The organism is Pseudomonas putida (genome assembly GCF_002025705.1).
GTDB lineage: Bacteria > Pseudomonadota > Gammaproteobacteria > Pseudomonadales > Pseudomonadaceae > Aquipseudomonas > Aquipseudomonas putida_J.
Genome location: NZ_CP018846.1, coordinates 2,060,844 through 2,077,503, shown reverse-complemented (window position 1 = coordinate 2,077,503; position 16,660 = coordinate 2,060,844). Strand labels below are relative to the sequence as shown.

The window sequence follows — 16,660 nt, the reverse complement described above, 5'->3', positions numbered from 1 at the left end:
TGTGAAACCCCGATGGCTCTCGGTTTCACCTGTACATCAGTGCTAATGCGGGCAGGATGGTGTGCGCAAACACACGCAGGCCTTCCGTGGCGGCCTGCTGACGCGCCCCAGGTTGGCACCTGAGGCGAACTGAACATGCTTTATGTGGCGATATCTGACACCTAATGTAAAAATGTCCGACGTATAGAGCCATGCACAGTGGCATGAATCTCGCACTGCACTGTACAGGCCGCCGATGCAATACACCCCGCTGGCGCTTGGCGTTCAGCACCTTTGAAGGCCCCGAATGTTCGAACTACATCCAGACTCCTCCACGCCGTTGGTCAACCAGATCATCGACGGCCTGCGCGAGCTGATCGACAACCAGACCCTCAAGCCAGGCGCCAAGGTCCCGTCGATCCGCGCCTTCGCGGCGACCTATTCGGTGAGCACCTTCACCGTGGTCGAGGCGTATGACCGCCTGGTGGCTCAGGGGCTGCTGGTGAGCAAGGGGAATGCGGGGTTCTTCGTCAACCGTGCCGCGGCCGAACTGCTGGACACTCATACCGCCGAGGCCGACGCCAGTCGACCATCGTTCAACTCCGAATGGTACCTGCAGCAGATCTTCGAGACCCGCCAACTGCCGTTCAAACCGGGTTGCGGCTGGCTGCCCAACGACTGGATGTACGAAGAAGGCCTGCGCCGCGGCCTGCGCCAGGTCGCCGGCAGCCCGCTGGAATTGTCTGGCTACGGCGACCCGATGGGCCTGCCGGAACTGCGTGCGCTGACCGCGCAGAACCTGCAGCAGGAGCTGTCGATCGTCTGCAATCCGGCGCAACTGATGCTGACCCACGGCGCCAGCCAGGCGCTGGACCTTGCCGTACGCACCTTGGTACGCCCTGGTGATGTGGTGCTGGTGGACGACCCCGGCTACCCGAACCTGATGAGCATCCTGCGCACCCAGGGCGCAACGCTGATCGGCGTGCCACGCACGCCGAACGGTTATGACCTCAACCACCTTGAGCAACTGCTGGCGCACCACCGCCCTACCGCGTTTTTCACCCAGCCGCACCTGCACAGCCCGACCTGCTCACGCACACCGCTGCCGCAGCTGCACCGCCTGCTGCAGCTGGCCAGCCAGCACGGTTTCCGCCTGGTGGAAAACAATCTGTACGCCGACATGGTCGCCGAGCCGCAGCCGTGCCTGGCCAGCCTCGACCACCTGCAGCAAGTGGTGTACGTGGGCAGCTATTCGAAGAGCATCTCGCCCAACGTGCGGGTCGGCTATTTGCTGGCCAACCCGGAGCTTTCGCAAAAGCTGTTGCACCTGAAGATGCGCTCGGGGCTGACCACTTCGCAGGTGATGGAACGGGTGGTGTATGCCGCGATCATCGACGGGCGCTGGCGCAAGCACCTCAAGCGCCTGCGCCAGCGCCTGGCCGAGGCACATCAGGAGGTTGGGCGGCATCTGCATCGATTGGGCTTTGAACTGTTCATCGAATCGGATGAAGGGATGTATATCTGGACCCGCCACCCGGCGATTCCGGACAGTGCGGCGTTGCTGGACGATGCGCTGGAGAAAGGCATCATGCTCGGGCCTGGGCAGTTGTTCATGGTCGATGCCAAGCCGACCGGCTGGATGCGGTTCAATGTGGCGTTCAGTACGGATCCGGCGATGTGGGAGTTGTTGGAGAAGGTGCTAGTGAAGCACGTGCGGCGGGGTGGGTTGTAAGGATTGTGATGAGGCCGGGGAGTTCGCCTTGGCATTTTCAGCGCCTGTGAGATCGAGCGCCGCCCACGCGGCGCATCGCTGATGAATCCGCTCCTACATTTGTTGCAACGTGCCGAACCTGATACGCCATGGTCGCCTGCCTGGCGCATGTCTCAAGTCATGTGAGGCAGCATCAATGCACACTTCCAAATCCCGTCATGCTAACAAGGCTGACATCCATGGCCTCACAGGCATGGCCACGTTGCAACAAATGTAGGAGCGGATTCATCCGCGATGCGCCGCGCGGGCGGCGCTCGATCTCATAGGCGCTGAACCTGTCAAGGCAAGCACCTGTAAGCCCCAGCCCCAATCCCCCGCCCTACCTCCCCAGCCCCTTGCGCTCCAAAGCCGAAGCCAGCGCATCCGCCTGCCCCCAGGCAATCTGTATCGCCCGCAGCCCATGCAGCAACAACTGCCGAGTCTCTTCATCCTCGACACGCTCAAGCGCCTGGCGACTGTCGCTATAGGCGAAGGTCAGGTAGTTGGAGACATTCAGCAGTACATATTCCATGGGAACGATGTCATCGCTGATGGCGCGGGACAGGGATCTGTCATTCGGATGACCGAAGGTGTGAGGTGGGTCTGGAACGAGCTTTTTCATATCGGCACCATACTGATCATGTGCCACCCGTCCGTTTCCACACATTGGGGTGACAGCTGCACACGGGGTGGAAAACCAGGCGTATGGCGAACCCGGTAGGCGCGAAAGCCTCCCGTGCACAGCTGTCATGACAACAAGTCACCATACGAATTGCCGGGTTTCCACACCCGATCGCTGAACCCTCAGCGACCCGAAAAGCCTAGAGGGTGCGCTTCCCAGGAACAATCAGACGCCTGTCGACAGGACTTGTAGGGTATTTCCCAGCCCCAGAGACCTCCAGCCCAATTTTGTAGGAATGGTCTGAATCCATTGTAGGGGAGCCATTTATGGGAGACGGTGCTGGTGAAGCATGGGCGGCGGGGTGTTCGCCTTGGCATTTTCTGCGCCTGTGAAATCGATCGCTGCGCGCGTGGCTCTAGGCTCTGTACGAAATCCCGAGAAACCCAATCGGCGCCCTTTGGACGCTGAAATTCTGTAGGGTTCCCGGCCATCTACGGAAAGGAATTCTGTGATGGCAAAGCGTTACGAACTCTCGGATGAGGCCTGGACTGTGGTCGCCGATCTTTTCACTGAAACCCATGGCCGGGGGCGGCCCCGCCTGAGCGACCGCCTGATGCTCGATGGCGTGCTCTGGGTACTATGTTCGGGCGCTGCGTGGCGAGATATGCCGGAACGCTTCGGCCCATGGTCAACGGTGTATCAACGGTTTCGGGGTTGGCGAAACCAGGGCACCTTCGATCAGATGCTCAAACGCTTGCACCTGAGATTGAATGAGCAAGGCTTGATCGATTTGCAAACCTGGATGATCGACTCAACTGCTGTACGCGCAACCCGAGCCTCTTCTGGCGCCGGGAAAAAAGGGGGCCTGACGAGCCTGCCGATCACGCTCTAGGCCGCAGTCGCGGTGGCCTGACAACCAAAATCCACATGCTCTGCGACGCTAACGGGACACCGCTGCGTTTTCTCCTCTCTGGCGGTCAAGCCAGTGACATTAGCTACGCCCAGCCACTGCTGGACGACGTTAGCATTCCATCAAGCCAACGAGGTCGTCCGCGCAAGCGCTGCAAATGGCTGCTGGCCGACAAAGGCTACGACGCCGAAGCGCTTCGCCGGTACTGCGACCAATATCGAATGCAACCCGTCATCCCGATGCGCTCAATGAAACGCAAACCCAAGCCTGGCATACCCAGACTGTTTGATCGGCCCAAATACCGACAGCGCAACATCATCGAGCGCATGTTTGGCTGGCTGAAAGAGAACCGCCGCATCGTGACACGCTTCGACAAGCTCGCGAAAAGCTATGCCGCTATGGTCTCACTGGCTTGTTCCATGCGGTGTTTGCGACATCTCTTTTCGTACAGAGCCTAGATCTACTAACACACAGTAAAACCTAATTCAGGAAAATAGCTACCTCTCATCTAAATCGACTTTTTACCTTTCCGCTCCATGCGGTCTCTGCGACATCTCTTTTCATACAGAGTCTAGGCACTGCCCGGCACAGAGCCAAATTTCAAGCCATGGGAGCTGGCTAGTTACACTAGCCATGAATTATTACCCTCTTTGATCTAACTGACATCTTATACAGCATGCCTCTCCCACAAACCTGGTTTACGGAGAGCGAGATGACTACGCGCACAACGCTAGCGAGTCTTGGATATAAAAAAGGTTTTTCTCAAACACCATTTAGCTATGACTTCGAAAACCTGCTCTCTTGGGACCACCCCTTTACGACACCTATTACACCTCCAGACCTGACAACAGTAACCGACGAAATACTTTATGCGAACGCCGAGGCTATAGCACAAGATGTGATCGACAGAGTCGAAGCAACTCTCCCGATGGGAGCGCCTGGATTCGACAACTATATTGAGAAGCACTACTTAAAAATCGAAAATGATCACGCCCAAAAAATCAATGAGCTCTACGCCAAAAAAGTATTCCTTACAAGGCTCCACAGCAAGATCATTGGCCGGGCTGCCCTGGAGACTGAGCTCCCCACAGGAATTCACATTTATGCCCCAGACGACCTGACCCCCGCCCAGTCATTCAAGCACGTCGTACAAACACATGGATATATTGATAGCGACTTCCTCATAATTGAGCAATTTCTTGACACCCTCCTTGTAGCCATTACTGCCGCACAGAAAGAAATTATACTAAAACGCTGCATGAAAAAACTACTAAAGGCGCTTGAGCGGAACAACCAGGAATCCACAATAGCGTTGCTTGAGCAAAGCCAGCAACTCCCTCAGAGCAAAACCATCACCCTGAGGCTAAGCCCCACCATTCAATTAGGGACAACCCAGGGTGCTATAGCGATAGATCGGCACATAACATTTGAACTGCTAAACGCCTGGGAGAGATTAAGCGAAACCGCCTTATCTGTAGCCTTTCGAGTTTCTCGATTGGGGATTGGCGCTGCTTTTTACTCCCGAGAATTAGGTAACGCTGACCTTTACCATGATTCGGCCCTGAGCGTCCCAGCAGAGCTGCTAACCCCTGAATTACCCGAAAACATTCATGAACTCGCTGCAACCCAAGGTGTGATTGACTCCCCGTTTCGAATTCACGCCGAGGTCGACACCTATATCCTTACTCGCTATCCAAAGACAGCAAACGGAACGCACCAAATACCCGTTCGCGCCCTTATCTTTGACGAAGCGAGTAATAGCTATGTCTCAATCCCCTCAAGAAATTTTCCGATACGGCTAACTTTCCCCATACATTCCTCCGGCGACTCTTCGAGTACATCTCCCGGCCTAACTATCGACCCCAACCCCTATGAGGGTGTGAATCTCGATACGGTCCGGAGAGCGACAACCCCCTTCCCCGCCTTGGAACTACAAGACCCCAAAGATTGCATCTACTGCTTCCCCGCAGAGTCAGGACTTTCGCCATTATATATCGTATTCAACTCGCCTTATCCGGGAGCAACTACGATAGGCACATATAGCGGTAGACCCTACAATCCGGATAAAGCTGGTGGGCCCGTCGAGCGCCTGGATTGGCGGGAGGCCACATTCACTCGCACAGGGGTCGACCTTGTAAAATTACATACAAGTCGCTTCGAACCATCCGACGCTAACAACATCATGATCGATAGGCTTGAAAAAATCCTACATGGCGAATCACAAGCAACCGACACCGATAAGCGATTTTACACGCACGAGATAAGAGAGCTTGAGCGCTTTCGAGCACTTGGGTTGCCAGATAGAATCAGACCCGAAGATGGTGGAGAGGCATGGAACAATACGCATGCTGCAACACTCGAGGACTACCAACTCACATCAGCGCTTGAGTTACTCTACACACCAGAAGCCATTGAGGCTGACGACCAACAGACTGCGCGAGAAAACAAATGAATACCATCAGCGACATCGTAACCAACGAAAGCCCGACAGATGTCATCCTATGGCTTGTTAGGCGAGATGGCATTTCTCACCCCCGGCTCGACAATCTATACAACCGCAACGGATGGGCAAACATCGGAGATTGCTTACACCTGATTAATTTAATTAAAAAAATGGACCAGACCGGACTTATACAATATGGTGGCAACGGTTACATCAAAGGTCCAAATTGGCGAGAGCCTGAGTTTCTGAAACAAAAAAAGTATGAGCTCTGAGCTGAACTTACCGCTTTGAGTGGTGCGTCCTTGTTCGTCATGAGTGAATATTCGTTTGAAGAAACGGCAGCAGCGACACTGCTGCCGACACTTGCCGACTATCGCCAGTCAGCCTTTTCCGCGAAGAACGCCTGCGCATTCGCCCCCAGGCTCTCCAGGTGATACCCCCCTTCCTGCACAATCAGGCAGGGCAACCGCAACGCCCGAATCCGCTCACCCAACGCCGCAAACCCGTCAGTCGTCACCGCCACCTTGCTCTGCGGATCCAGCTCATAGATATCGAACCCAAGCGACAACACCAACACCTCGGCCCCAAAATCCTTCACCGCATTCAGCGCAATCTCCAGTTGCCCCATGAAGTCCGCCTCGCTGGCTCCATGGGCCATCGGCAGGTTCAGGTTATACCCCTCCCCCGCACCACTGCCGCGCTCGTCCTCGAACCCCGCCACCCCTGGATAGAAATTGGTCGGGTCACCATGGGTCGACACGTACAGCACATCGTTGCGTTCGTAGAAGATCTCCTGAATCCCCTGCCCATGGTGCATGTCGGTGTCAAGGATCGCCACACGGCTATAGCGGCTGCGCAGTGCCTGGGCCGCCACTGCGGCATTGTTGATGTAGCAGAACCCCCCGGCCGCATCGAACCGGGCATGGTGCCCCGGTGGCCGGCACAGCGCGTAGGCGGCGGGCTCGCCATCAAGAATGGCCTTGGCCGCGGCCACCGCGCTCTGCGCCGACCAGTAGGCCGAGCGCCAGGTGTTTTCACCCACCGGGCAGCTGCCGTCGGCCAGGTAGCGCGCAGCCTGGGCGAGGATGCCGCGCAGGGCGTTGGGCTCGCGCACGAAGATGTTCGACATCACCTCGTCGCCCCAGTCCTCGGGCACTTCCTTCCAGCGCGCATGGGCTTCTTCGAGGAACGTCAGGTAGGCCTCGCCGTGCACGGCCTTGAGCGGCGCCAAGCCGGCATCGTCGGGCTGGCGGATATCGAAGCCCAGGTCCTTGGCGGCTTGCAGCAAGTGCTGGGCGCGCTCGGGGACTTCCTGCGGGGTGCGCATGGCGCCGCGCGAGTAGTAGCTGCGCGGATGGTGCAGCAGTTGTTCGGGGTGGAAGTAGCAACGCATCAGGCTTCTCCTTGTTCGACCTGGCCGGCGCGGGCCAGCACGGCATTGAGCAGAACATCGACGCCCTGGCGGGCATCCTCGGGCAGTACGTCTTCGGCTTCGTTGTGGCTCAGGCCGCCGACGCAGGGGATGAACACCATCGCCGTCGGGCAGTAGCGGGCCAGCAGGATGGCGTCGTGGCCGGCGCCGCTGACGATGGTCTGCTGGGCATAACCAAGCCCGTCCACCGCCTGCTGCACGGCGGCTACACAGCCGGCGTCGAACGGCGTCGCCGGGCTGACCCAGTGGCGTTCGATACGGACCTGCAGACCGCGCTGGTTGGCGATGGCCTGCAGCTTCAGGGTCAGGTCGTGCTCCATGGCCTCGATGGCTTCGTCGCGGTGGTGGCGCAGGTCGACGGTGAAGCGCAGCACGCCGGGGATGGTGTTGCGCGAGGACTTGGCAATCGACAGTTCACCCACGGTGGTCAGGCCTTCTGGCGCAAAGTCTGCCGCCAGTTGCTCGACCGCCTGGATCATCCGCGCGGCACCGTACAGGGCATCCTTGCGCAGCGGCATCGGCGTGGTGCCGGCGTGGGCGGCCATGCCTTCGACGGTCACGTCCAGCCAGCGGATGGCCTGGCCACCGCTGACCACACCGATGGCCTTGGCGTTGTCTTCAAGAATTGGGCCTTGCTCGATGTGCGCCTCGAAATAGGCATCGACCTGGCCGCCCAACGGGCGCTGGCCGGCGTAGCCGGTGCGCTGCAGTTCGTCAGCGACGCTGATGCCATCGGCATCGCGGATGGCCAGGGCCTGGTCCAGCGCCAGAGTGCCGGTGAACACCGCCGAGCCGAACATGGCCGGGGTGAAGCGCGCACCCTCCTCGTTCGTCCACACCGCGATTTCCAGCGGCTTGCGGGTGTGGATGCCAAGGTCGTTGAGGCGGCGTACCACCTCAAGGCCCGCCAGCACGCCATAGACGCCATCGAAACGGCCGCCTTCGGGCTGAGTGTCGAGGTGGCTGCCCATCATCACCGGGGCAGCAGCCGGGTCGCTGCCGGCGCGGCGGGCGAACAGGTTGCCGATGGCATCCACCGTCAGCGTCAGGCCGGCTTCGCGGCACCAGTGGCTGAACAGTTCACGGCCGGCCTTGTCCTCGTCGCTCAGGGCCAGGCGGCAGCTGCCGCCACGGGCGGTGGCGCCGACTTCAGCCATGGCCATCAGGCTCGCCCACAGGCGTTCGCCATTGCTTTTCAACATGTGCGGATACTCCAGAATCAGGTGGATCGATCAGGCCAGTTCCAGGCGCTGACTACGGGCGTACTGGCGTGCCAGGGCAAGCACGCAGACCAGGGAAATGCTGGCGATCAGGGTGTAGAACACAGCCATCGGCCACCATTGGCCGGTGAAGGTGTGGGCCAGCCAGGTGCCGATCAGTGGCGTGAGGCCGCCAGCGATGGCGCCACACACCTGGTAAGCCATGGAAATCGCGGTGTAGCGCACGCGGGTTTCGAACATGCCGCTGACATAGCCGGCGATCACCGCGTAGAACGACGCCATGCAAGCCGCCGCCAGGGCGATGCCGAGCACGATCAGCGGGCCTTCGCCGGAGCTGACCAACACGAACATCGGGTATGGCGAGGCCATCGCCAGCAGGGCGACCAGGGCCAGGAAGCGGGTGGCGCCGAGTTTTTCCGAGAGCCAGGCGGCCAGCGGCTGCACGCAGAACTGGATGAGCGCCACGAAGAACAGGCATTCGAGGATCAGCGAGCGCTCCAGGTGCAACTGCTGGGTGGTGTAGCTGATCATGAAGGTGTTGGTGAAATAGACCCCGGCGATGCCCAGGGTATTGGCGCCAATGCACAGCAACAGCGGGCGCCAGGCGGTGCGCAGTACTTCCAGTACCGGTGCCTGCTCCTTGCGCTGGGCCCTGGCTGCCTGCTCGCGGCTGGCGATGAACTCGGGTGACTCGTTGACCCCCAGGCGAATCGCCAGGCCCACCAGCAGCAACAACGCACTGGCCAGGAACGGCACACGCCAGCCCCAGCTCATCAGGTCTTCTTCCGGCAGGCGGGTCACCGCACCAAAGGCCAGCAGCGACAGGATCAGGCCCGCCGGGCTGCCCAACTGGGCGAACGAAGCGAAGAAGTTGCGGCGGCCCTTGGGCGCATGTTCGCCGGCCATCAGCACCGCCCCGCCCCACTCGCCGCCCACGGCGATGCCCTGGATCACCCGCAGGATGATCAGCAGCACCGGCGCGGCAGCGCCGATCTGCGCGTAGGTCGGCAGCAGGCCGATGCACACAGTGACGATGCCCATCATCAGCAGGGTGATGACCAGCGACTTCTTGCGGCCGATGCGGTCGCCCACGTGTCCAAAGACAATGCCACCCAGCGGCCGGGCGAAGAAGCCCACGGCGAAGGTGCCGAACGCGGCCATGGTGCTGAACAGGCTGTCGTCGGAGGGGAAGAACAAGGCACCGAACACCAGAGCGGCGGCGGTGGCGTAAATGTAGAAGTCGTACCACTCGATCATGGTGCCGATGAACGCGGCGGCGGCGGCACGACGCGGCTGGGGCGAAGCGGTGGGCTTCATGGTGGCTCCTTTGCTTGTTTTTCTGGCAGGAGTTTATGGGGTCACGGTGGCGCTCTGGTGGCGCTTGGCTTTGTGGCCGGTGCTGGCTTCTTCGCGGGCAAGCCCGCTCCCACAGGGATTTCACTGCACTCAAGACCTGTGCTGTACCTGTGGGAGCGGGCTTGCCTGCGAAGAAGCCAGCACCGATGTCACAGGCCTCAATGACTGGGATTTATCGTCCTGGGGCTATGATTAGTCAATTTTCTATTTATTATTCGCACTATTAGCCTTGCTTATCATCGAGCCTGCCATGTCCGACCGCCTGCTCAACGACCGCCTCGACTGGAACCTGCTGCGCACCTTCCGGGTGATCGGCCAGGAGCTGTCCATCAGCCGCGCGGCTGCCCGCCTGCACCTGACCCAACCAGCCGTGAGCCAAGCGCTGAAACGCCTCGAAGAACAGCTCGGCCGCCAGCTGATCGCTCGCCGTGGGCCACGCTTCGTGCTCACCGACATGGGCGAGCAGCTGTTTCAGCTGGCCGGTGAGGTGTATGGGCAGATGTCGCAGATCGGCGGCCTGCTGGAGCAGCCGGCGGACGAACTGGTGGGCAAGGTGCGCTTGCTGATGATCAGCCGCATCGTCAGCGAGCGGTTCGATGACTTCCTGGCGGACTTCCATCGCCAGCACCCAAGGGTCGACCTGGAAATCGACGTGATGCGCAGCTCGGACATCGTTGCCGCATTGCAGGAAAAAACCGCCACTGCGGGCCTGAGCCTCAATCGCCGGCCGCAACCACGCCTGGAACAGCGGCTGTTCCTGCGCCAGCGCTATGCGTTTTTCTGCGGCAAGCACCATGCCTTGTTCGGCCAGGCCGAGGGCGATCTGCAGCGGGAGAATTTCGTCAGTTTCACCAGCGACCAGATTGGCGGCATGCTGTCGCCGCTGACCATTTTCCGCGACCAGCAGGGGTTTTCCGGGCGGATCGTAGCGTCCTCGCCGAGCCTTGAAGAAGTGCGCCGACTGGTAATTGCCGGGTTCGGCATCGGCTGCCTGCCCGAGCATGTGGTGGCGCCGGATGTGGCGGCGGGGTTGCTGTGGAAGCTGCCACCTGAAGAAGGGATTGCCGATGTGGACATTCACCTGTTGTGGAACAGGGAACAGCGCCTGAGCCGGGCTGAAGAGGTGTTTATCGAAGCATTGCAGGCCAGTCTCGCCTGATAGGCCCATTCGCGGGTAAACCCGCTCCCACAGAGTGCACAAAGAACTGAAGAATTGTGCGCCCCCACCAAAGCTGAAGGCTGTAGTGAGCTCGCGGGAGCTGGCTTGCCAGCAATGGAGGGCAAAGCCCCCTTGCGTAATTAGGCCGTTGGCACTGGCGCATGCTGGGCGATCAGCCCCAGCTCACGCAGCTCGGCCCAGAACGCCGCCGGAATCACTGCCTTGAACGCCGCCAGGTCCTGGTCGGCATGCTGTGGCCGGGTGGCCCCGGGAATTACCGCCGCCACTGCAGGGTGCGCCAGCGAAAACTGCAGCGCCGCCGCCTTGATATTCACGCCATGGCGCGCTGCTACCTCGTTCAGGCGCTGCACACGGGCACGGATTTCTGGGCTGGCCTTCTGGTATTCGTAGTGGTCCCCCCCAGCAATCACACCCGAGTTGTAGGGGCCGCCGACGACAATGCCAAGGCCCTGCGCCTGCGCACCCGGCATCACCCGCTGCAACGCACGTTCGTGGTCCAGCAAGCTGTAGCGGCCGGCCAGCAGGAAGCCGTCCGGGCGGGCGTGCTCAAGGTCCAGGGTCAGTTCGATCGGCTCGACACGATTGACACCCAGGCCCCAGGCCTTGATCACGCCCTCTTCACGCAGGCGGCTAAGCACGCGAAAGGCACCGGTGCGGGCGATTTCGAACTGGCTCAGCCATTCGTCACCGTAGAAGTCCTGAGCGATGTCGTGAATCCAGACGATATCCAGGTAGTCGGTGCCCATGCGCTTGAGCGTGTCCTCGATCGAACGCAGGGTGGCATCGGCGCTGTAGTCGTTGACGATGCGGTTACGGTTGCCATGCTCGAACAGGCCGCTCTTCTCGCCCAGTTCACGGGCAGCGGGGTCTTCCAGCTCGTCGAGGATGACGCGGCCGACCTTGCTGCTCAGTACGTATTCATTGCGTGGGCGCTGGGCCAGGGCCTTGCCCAGGCGTATTTCCGAAAGGCCGGCACCGTAGAACGGCGCGGTGTCGAAGTAGCGCACACCGTTGTTCCAGGCAGCGTCCACCGAGGCTTGCACTTCGTCTTGCGGCACGTTGCGGAACATGTTGCCCAGTGGCGCGGTGCCGAAACCCAGCGGGTTGGCGATCAAGTCTTTCAGGTTCATGGAATCTTCTCCAGTAAGGGTGTGAAAGGTCGTCAGCCGACGACGTGAGCGCATCCTAGGCTGGCCAAGACAAGACCGTCCAAGTCATAATTCGACACAGTTAAGTCCCTGGAGGTCTCATGCAGGATCTACGTCAGTTGCGCTACTTCGTAGCCGTCGCCGAATGCGAGAACGTCGGCCGGGCCGCCGAGCAGCTGCATATCTCCCAATCGCCCTTGAGCCGTCAGATCGCCCAGCTCGAAGACAACCTGGGCCTGGCGCTGTTCGAACGGCGTAACCAGCGCCTGTACCTGACCAACGACGGGCGCACCTTCCTGGCGGAAGCGCGTGGCTTGCTCAAGCATGCCGAGCGCCTGGAGTCGCTGGGCAAGCGCCTGGGCCGCGGTGAGGAAGGCGGCCTGTGCATCGGCTACGTCAACCACGCCATCCATGCCGGCGTGTTGCCCGGCGCTGTGCGGGCGATCCGTGGTGAGCGCCCGAGCATTCACATTGCGCTGTACAACATGACCCCGAGCGAACAGTTCGAAGGTTTGCGCCAGCGCAGCCTGGACATCGCCCTGGTCTGCGAGCCGCCACCGAAGAACGACCCCGACCTGCGCAGCCAGCCGGTGCTCGACGACCCGATGCTGCTGGCCATCCCGGCCGTGCATCCATTGGCCAGCAAGGCCGAGCTGACACCGGCCGACCTGCATGAACAGGAATGGATCATCACCGGAGGCCAGCCCGACCAGGTCAACAAGCGTGACGACTTCATCGCCCGCTGCGGCGATGCCGGCTTCACCCCACGCCTGTCACTGGAGGCTACCGACCCGCTGAGCGTGCTCGGCCTGGTGTCCGCCGGCCTGGGGCTGGCCATGGTGCAGAGCAGCCTGTCGGCGAGCGTCGGGCCAAGCGTGGTGCTGCGCCAGCTGGACTGGTTCCAGCCCAGCGTGCAGCTGTGGGCGGCCTGGCACCAGGTAGACCTGCGGCCGATCGTGGGCATCTTCCGCGAACAGGTATTGGCCCTTGCTGATAAAGAACCTGATCAGTCGAATAGGGTCTGAACTCAGTCGAATTCCGTCTTTTACAGTCTTAATGCGCATCACTAGGATGACTCCCATCGAAGCAACTCATCACAGGAGCCATTCCATGAACATCGACCTCGGCGGACGCACCGCCATCATCAGCGGCTCGACCGGCGGTATCGGCCTGGCCATCGCCCGCGGCCTGGCCCGCGCCCATGCCGACGTGGTCATTGCCGGCCGCAGCCAGCAGTCGCTCGACGCCGCCCTGGCCGAACTGCGCGCCCAGGGCGGGAGTGGCCAGGTGCACGGCGTGGTTGCCGACCTGGGTACTGCCGAAGGCGCCGAAACCCTGTTCGCCGCCCACCCGCACGCCGATATCCTGGTCAACAACCTGGGCATCTACGACGACGCCGACTTCTTCGAGGTGCCCGACAGCGAGTGGGAGCGCTTCTACGACGTCAACGTGTTGTCCGGCGTGCGCCTGGCCCGCCACTATGCCCCGGGCATGGTCGGCAAAGGCTGGGGGCGGATCCTGTTCATTTCCTCCGAATCGGGCATCGCCATCCCCGCCGACATGATCAACTACGGCGTGACCAAGGCCGCCAACCTTGCCGTGTCCCACGGCCTGGCCAAGCGCCTGGCCGGCACCGGGGTAACGGTCAATGCCGTGCTGCCTGGCCCGACCCTGACCGACGGCGTCGCCGCACTGGTGGCCGACGCCGCCCAGGCCTCCGGGCGCAGCATCCGTGAAGAAGCCGACCACTTCGTGCGCAGCGCACGGCCAAGCTCGATCATCCAGCGCGCCGCCGAGGTCGACGAAGTCGCCCACCTGGCGGTGTACCTGGCCTCCCCTTATTCCTCTGCCACCACCGGCGCGGCCCTGCGGGTCGACGGCGGTGTGGTCGACAGCCTCGCTATCTGAATTCAACTGGAGACTTACACCATGGAAACTGCCTACGCATCCCTGCACACCCAACACAGCCCTGACCACGTCTGGGCCCTGATCGGCGGCTTCGACAGCCTGCCGGACTGGCTGCCGTTCATCCCTGAAAGCCTGTCCAGCGAGGGCGGCCGCGTGCGCTCGCTGAAAGACCCGGACGGCAACAGCATCGTCGAACGCCTGATGGCCTTCGACGAAAAGACACGCAGCTACAGCTACACGATTCTCACCAGCCCGTTCCCGGTGACTGGCTACCTGTCGACCCTGCGGGTCAAGGCCGATGGCCAGGGCAGCCAGATCGAATGGTTCGGCGAGTTCACCCCGGCCGGGGTCAGCGATGCCGAGGCCGAGGCGCTGTTCAAGGGTATCTATGAAGGTGGCCTGCAAGCTTTGGCATCCACTTTGGCTTGAGAACATGGGGGCGCTTTGCGCCCCATTCGCGACACAAGGCTGCTCCTACAGAAAAACGCGATCTCCTGTAGGAGCGGCCTCGTGTCGCGAACGGGCCGCAAAGCGGCCCCCGTTTTTGTCCCACAGTCAAAACACCTTGTCCCCAGCCAGCCTGTTTCCTCCAACCGATACCCGTTAGCCTGCCGCCCACACTCGTCTCACAAGGACCCGCAGCATGCCAACCGTTCATCAAGCCTGGGCCTGGACCCCGAACGCCGGCCTCGCCGGCCTGCAGCTCATCCATAAACCCCTGCCCCAACCTGGCCCCGGCGAAGTGCTGGTGGCCAACCGCGCCATCGCCCTCAACCCCGTGGACTGGAAGATCTGCGAATGGGCTCACCCGGCCTGGCAGCAAGGCACGGTGCCCGGCGTCGATGGTGCCGGCGTGGTAGTCGCCACTGGCGCAGGCGTGGATCTGCCGCTGGGCACTCGCGTCGCCTATCACCAGTCCCTGGCCCGTGACGGCAGTTTCGCCGAATACTGCCTGCTCGACGCCAGCCTGGTCATGCACATACCCGCCCCACTGGACGACAGCGCAGCAGCAGCCGTGCCGTGCCCCGCCCTCACCGCCTGGCAGGCCCTGAGCAAGGTGCCCGACGGTGCCAGCCGCGATGTGCTGGTGATTGGCGCAGGCGGCGCAGTGGGCTTCTATCTGGCGCAACTGGCAGTGCAACGCGGCCTGCGTGTCTGGGCTACGGCTGGCCACCGCCACCACGCGCTGCTCAAGGCACTCGGCGTGGCCGGCCTGTTCGACTATCACGACAGAGACTGGCAGGCCCAATTGCAGGCGGCCCTCGGCGAGCGCCCGCTGCATGCCTTGTTCGACACGGTCAGCGGCGCCCACGCTGGCGGCCTGGCCCACCTGCTCGGCTACAACGGCCACCTGGTGTGCATCCAGGACCGCCAGGAAGCCGCACCGCTGGCCGCCTTCAGCACGGCGATTTCACTGCATGAAGTGGCCCTCAACAGCATTCATGCCCATGGCCGCTTGCAGGATCGCCAAGCCCTGCGCGTGGCCGGTGAACAGTTGCTGCAGGCCGTTGCCGATGGCCGCCTGATTGCACCGCAGCGCCACGAGTTTGCGTTCGCGGCGTTACCTGAGGCGCTAGGCCAATTGAAGGCAGGCGGACGCGGCGGGAAGTGGGTAACTCGCCTGAATTGAACTGTTTTGGGCAGGTGTCAGCCTTGAGCTCTTGGCGCCTGTGAGATCGAGCGCCGCCCGCGCGGCGCATCGCGGATGAATCCGCTCCTACAATTTGTTGCAACGTGGCCATGCCTGTGAGGCCATGGTTGTCAGCCTTGTTTACAAGGCTCAAGACATGCGCCAGGGCTGGCAACCATGGCGTTGCAGGTTCGGCACGTTGCAACAGATGTAGGAGCGGATTCATCCGCGATGCGCCGCGCGGGCGGCGCTCGATCTCACAGGCGCTTCAAGTGCTGTGGCGGGCACCTCGGAGGCCCTGACACGGCTCTTTCTTTGGATACCTCCCCAACAACCGCCGATCTTGCTGAACTTGGATCCCATCCGCCGAAGGAGTATCCTGTCGCAATAGCTATATGCCATCACTCAGGCACGCCCCGTGCCTGGCCTTCAAGGACGAAGCCCCGTGCCCAGCCACCCGACACGCCACACCATCGCCCGACAATGGCAGCTGCTGAAACTGCTGCCCGACCGCCATCCCGGGATGAGCTCTACACAGTTGCAGGCCGCACTGGCCAGGGTCGGCCACAAGACCAGCAAACGTACTGTCGAGCGCGACCTCAATGAGTTGGCAACGCTGTTCCCGTTGCACTGCAACAGCAAGGGCATGCCCTATGGCTGGTACTGGCAGCCGGGCCTGAGCCTGGATGCTGCCCAGCAGCTGCAGCCGGATGTACTCAGCCCTTCGCAACAGATCGAACTGCAAGCGTGGGTCGACGATGGCCTCGCCCGTCGCCTGGAAGACCAGCCACTCTCTGAAGACATGCGTCTGGCCCCCCACGACAATGGCGGCGCGATGCTCGCGGCCACGGTCGAAGACAGCCGGGCGCTGATGGGCTGGCTGCTCTCCCAGGCCGGTTCGATCCGGGTCAAAGCGCCAGAAACGCTGCGCGTGTCGATGGTCGAACAGCTGCGCCAGAGCCTGGCCCTGAACGACGACGGTTATTGACCGGCAGGCAAAAGTCATTGTCCCCCGGGCCGCTTTTTCCCCACGGCGGCCCTGCCCAGAATGCGCTCCTGACAAGGCTTCACCTTCAGGAGAA

At 61.5% G+C, this 16,660-nt stretch carries 15 protein-coding genes; 10 read left to right on the top strand and 5 right to left on the bottom strand.

Going from position 1 to position 16,660, the window contains the following annotated elements; genetic code table 11:
• Nucleotides 1-286: 286 nt before the first annotated feature.
• A complete protein-coding gene (locus tag BUQ73_RS09450; RefSeq protein WP_079227600.1) occupies nt 287-1,711 on the top strand; it encodes a PLP-dependent aminotransferase family protein in 1,425 nt (474 codons plus the stop codon).
• Between the two features lie 358 nt (nt 1,712-2,069).
• Here the strand turns inward: BUQ73_RS09450 and BUQ73_RS09445 are convergent, their stop codons facing one another.
• Complete coding sequence (locus tag BUQ73_RS09445; protein WP_079227598.1) at nt 2,070-2,351, bottom strand: hypothetical protein; 282 nt, start codon at nt 2,349-2,351, stop codon at nt 2,070-2,072.
• A 511-nt stretch (nt 2,352-2,862) separates the two neighbouring features.
• Between BUQ73_RS09445 and BUQ73_RS09440 the strand changes: the two genes are divergently transcribed.
• The 3 genes from BUQ73_RS09440 to BUQ73_RS09430 all read left to right on the top strand — a co-directional run bounded on the left by BUQ73_RS09440 (nt 2,863) and on the right by BUQ73_RS09430 (nt 5,976).
• Nucleotides 2,863-3,719, top strand: a protein-coding gene (locus tag BUQ73_RS09440; protein WP_152031532.1) for an IS5 family transposase whose coding sequence is annotated in 2 segments (ribosomal slippage) — nt 2,863-3,204 and nt 3,207-3,719 — 855 coding nt in all. Because the reading frame shifts where the segments join, the coding sequence is not laid out codon by codon here.
• 254 nt (nt 3,720-3,973) lie between these two features.
• The gene (locus tag BUQ73_RS09435; RefSeq protein WP_161492841.1) at nt 3,974-5,713 is read left to right on the top strand and encodes an S-type pyocin domain-containing protein; all 1,740 of its coding nucleotides are present in this window, start codon (nt 3,974-3,976) and stop codon (nt 5,711-5,713) included.
• On the top strand, nt 5,710-5,976 hold the full coding sequence (locus BUQ73_RS09430) for a hypothetical protein (protein WP_079227596.1): 267 nt from the start codon (nt 5,710-5,712) through the stop codon (nt 5,974-5,976). Before BUQ73_RS09435 ends, BUQ73_RS09430 begins: the two co-directional genes overlap by 4 nt.
• A 98-nt stretch (nt 5,977-6,074) precedes the next feature.
• Here the strand turns inward: BUQ73_RS09430 and BUQ73_RS09425 are convergent, their stop codons facing one another.
• Genes BUQ73_RS09425 through BUQ73_RS09415 form a run of 3 tightly spaced genes read right to left on the bottom strand, consistent with a single transcriptional unit; the run spans nt 6,075 to nt 9,673 of the window.
• Nucleotides 6,075-7,097 carry a histone deacetylase family protein gene (locus BUQ73_RS09425; protein ID WP_079227595.1) on the bottom strand — a complete coding sequence of 341 codons (1,023 nt, stop codon included), beginning with the start codon at nt 7,095-7,097 and terminating at the stop codon, nt 6,075-6,077.
• Nucleotides 7,097-8,338, bottom strand: coding sequence for a Zn-dependent hydrolase (locus tag BUQ73_RS09420; protein WP_079227594.1), 1,242 nt, complete (start codon nt 8,336-8,338; stop codon nt 7,097-7,099). The genes BUQ73_RS09425 and BUQ73_RS09420 overlap by 1 nt, the downstream gene beginning before the upstream one ends.
• A 30-nt stretch (nt 8,339-8,368) precedes the next feature.
• Complete coding sequence (locus tag BUQ73_RS09415) at nt 8,369-9,673, bottom strand: MFS transporter (protein ID WP_079227593.1); 1,305 nt, start codon at nt 9,671-9,673, stop codon at nt 8,369-8,371.
• Between the two features lie 289 nt (nt 9,674-9,962).
• Between BUQ73_RS09415 and BUQ73_RS09410 the strand changes: the two genes are divergently transcribed.
• A complete protein-coding gene (locus tag BUQ73_RS09410; protein ID WP_079227592.1) occupies nt 9,963-10,871 on the top strand; it encodes a LysR family transcriptional regulator in 909 nt (302 codons plus the stop codon).
• 140 nt (nt 10,872-11,011) lie between these two features.
• Here the strand turns inward: BUQ73_RS09410 and BUQ73_RS09405 are convergent, their stop codons facing one another.
• On the bottom strand, nt 11,012-12,022 hold the full coding sequence (locus BUQ73_RS09405; protein WP_079227591.1) for an aldo/keto reductase: 1,011 nt from the start codon (nt 12,020-12,022) through the stop codon (nt 11,012-11,014).
• A 119-nt stretch (nt 12,023-12,141) separates the two neighbouring features.
• Between BUQ73_RS09405 and BUQ73_RS09400 the strand changes: the two genes are divergently transcribed.
• The 5 genes from BUQ73_RS09400 (at nt 12,142) to BUQ73_RS09380 (ending at nt 16,566) form a co-directional block, all read left to right on the top strand.
• Complete coding sequence (locus BUQ73_RS09400) at nt 12,142-13,065, top strand: LysR family transcriptional regulator (protein WP_079227590.1); 924 nt, start codon at nt 12,142-12,144, stop codon at nt 13,063-13,065.
• An 85-nt stretch (nt 13,066-13,150) separates the two neighbouring features.
• Nucleotides 13,151-13,948, top strand: a complete 798-nt coding sequence (locus BUQ73_RS09395; RefSeq protein WP_079227589.1) for an SDR family NAD(P)-dependent oxidoreductase — start codon at nt 13,151-13,153, stop codon at nt 13,946-13,948.
• A 21-nt stretch (nt 13,949-13,969) separates the two neighbouring features.
• On the top strand, nt 13,970-14,377 hold the full coding sequence (locus BUQ73_RS09390; protein WP_079227588.1) for an SRPBCC family protein: 408 nt from the start codon (nt 13,970-13,972) through the stop codon (nt 14,375-14,377).
• 214 nt (nt 14,378-14,591) lie between these two features.
• Nucleotides 14,592-15,578, top strand: coding sequence for a zinc-binding dehydrogenase (locus tag BUQ73_RS09385; RefSeq protein ID WP_079227587.1), 987 nt, complete (start codon nt 14,592-14,594; stop codon nt 15,576-15,578).
• A gap of 445 nt (nt 15,579-16,023) precedes the next feature.
• Nucleotides 16,024-16,566 (top strand): WYL domain-containing protein, encoded by a 543-nt coding sequence (locus BUQ73_RS09380; protein ID WP_027918541.1) that lies wholly within the window; start codon nt 16,024-16,026, stop codon nt 16,564-16,566.
• Nucleotides 16,567-16,660 lie beyond the last annotated feature (94 nt).

Bases quoted from the DNA above. Each gene is read 5' to 3' on its own strand.
- BUQ73_RS09450 (WP_079227600.1), top strand. From the start codon at position 287: ATGTTCGAACTACATCCAGACTCCTCCACGCCGTTGGTCAACCAGATC.
- BUQ73_RS09445 (WP_079227598.1), bottom strand. From the start codon at position 2,351: ATGAAAAAGCTCGTTCCAGACCCACCTCACACCTTCGGTCATCCGAAT.
- BUQ73_RS09435 (WP_161492841.1), top strand. From the start codon at position 3,974: ATGACTACGCGCACAACGCTAGCGAGTCTTGGATATAAAAAAGGTTTT.
- BUQ73_RS09430 (WP_079227596.1), top strand. From the start codon at position 5,710: ATGAATACCATCAGCGACATCGTAACCAACGAAAGCCCGACAGATGTC.
- BUQ73_RS09425 (WP_079227595.1), bottom strand. From the start codon at position 7,097: ATGCGTTGCTACTTCCACCCCGAACAACTGCTGCACCATCCGCGCAGC.
- BUQ73_RS09420 (WP_079227594.1), bottom strand. From the start codon at position 8,338: ATGTTGAAAAGCAATGGCGAACGCCTGTGGGCGAGCCTGATGGCCATG.
- BUQ73_RS09415 (WP_079227593.1), bottom strand. From the start codon at position 9,673: ATGAAGCCCACCGCTTCGCCCCAGCCGCGTCGTGCCGCCGCCGCCGCG.
- BUQ73_RS09410 (WP_079227592.1), top strand. From the start codon at position 9,963: ATGTCCGACCGCCTGCTCAACGACCGCCTCGACTGGAACCTGCTGCGC.
- BUQ73_RS09405 (WP_079227591.1), bottom strand. From the start codon at position 12,022: ATGAACCTGAAAGACTTGATCGCCAACCCGCTGGGTTTCGGCACCGCG.
- BUQ73_RS09400 (WP_079227590.1), top strand. From the start codon at position 12,142: ATGCAGGATCTACGTCAGTTGCGCTACTTCGTAGCCGTCGCCGAATGC.
- BUQ73_RS09395 (WP_079227589.1), top strand. From the start codon at position 13,151: ATGAACATCGACCTCGGCGGACGCACCGCCATCATCAGCGGCTCGACC.
- BUQ73_RS09390 (WP_079227588.1), top strand. From the start codon at position 13,970: ATGGAAACTGCCTACGCATCCCTGCACACCCAACACAGCCCTGACCAC.
- BUQ73_RS09385 (WP_079227587.1), top strand. From the start codon at position 14,592: ATGCCAACCGTTCATCAAGCCTGGGCCTGGACCCCGAACGCCGGCCTC.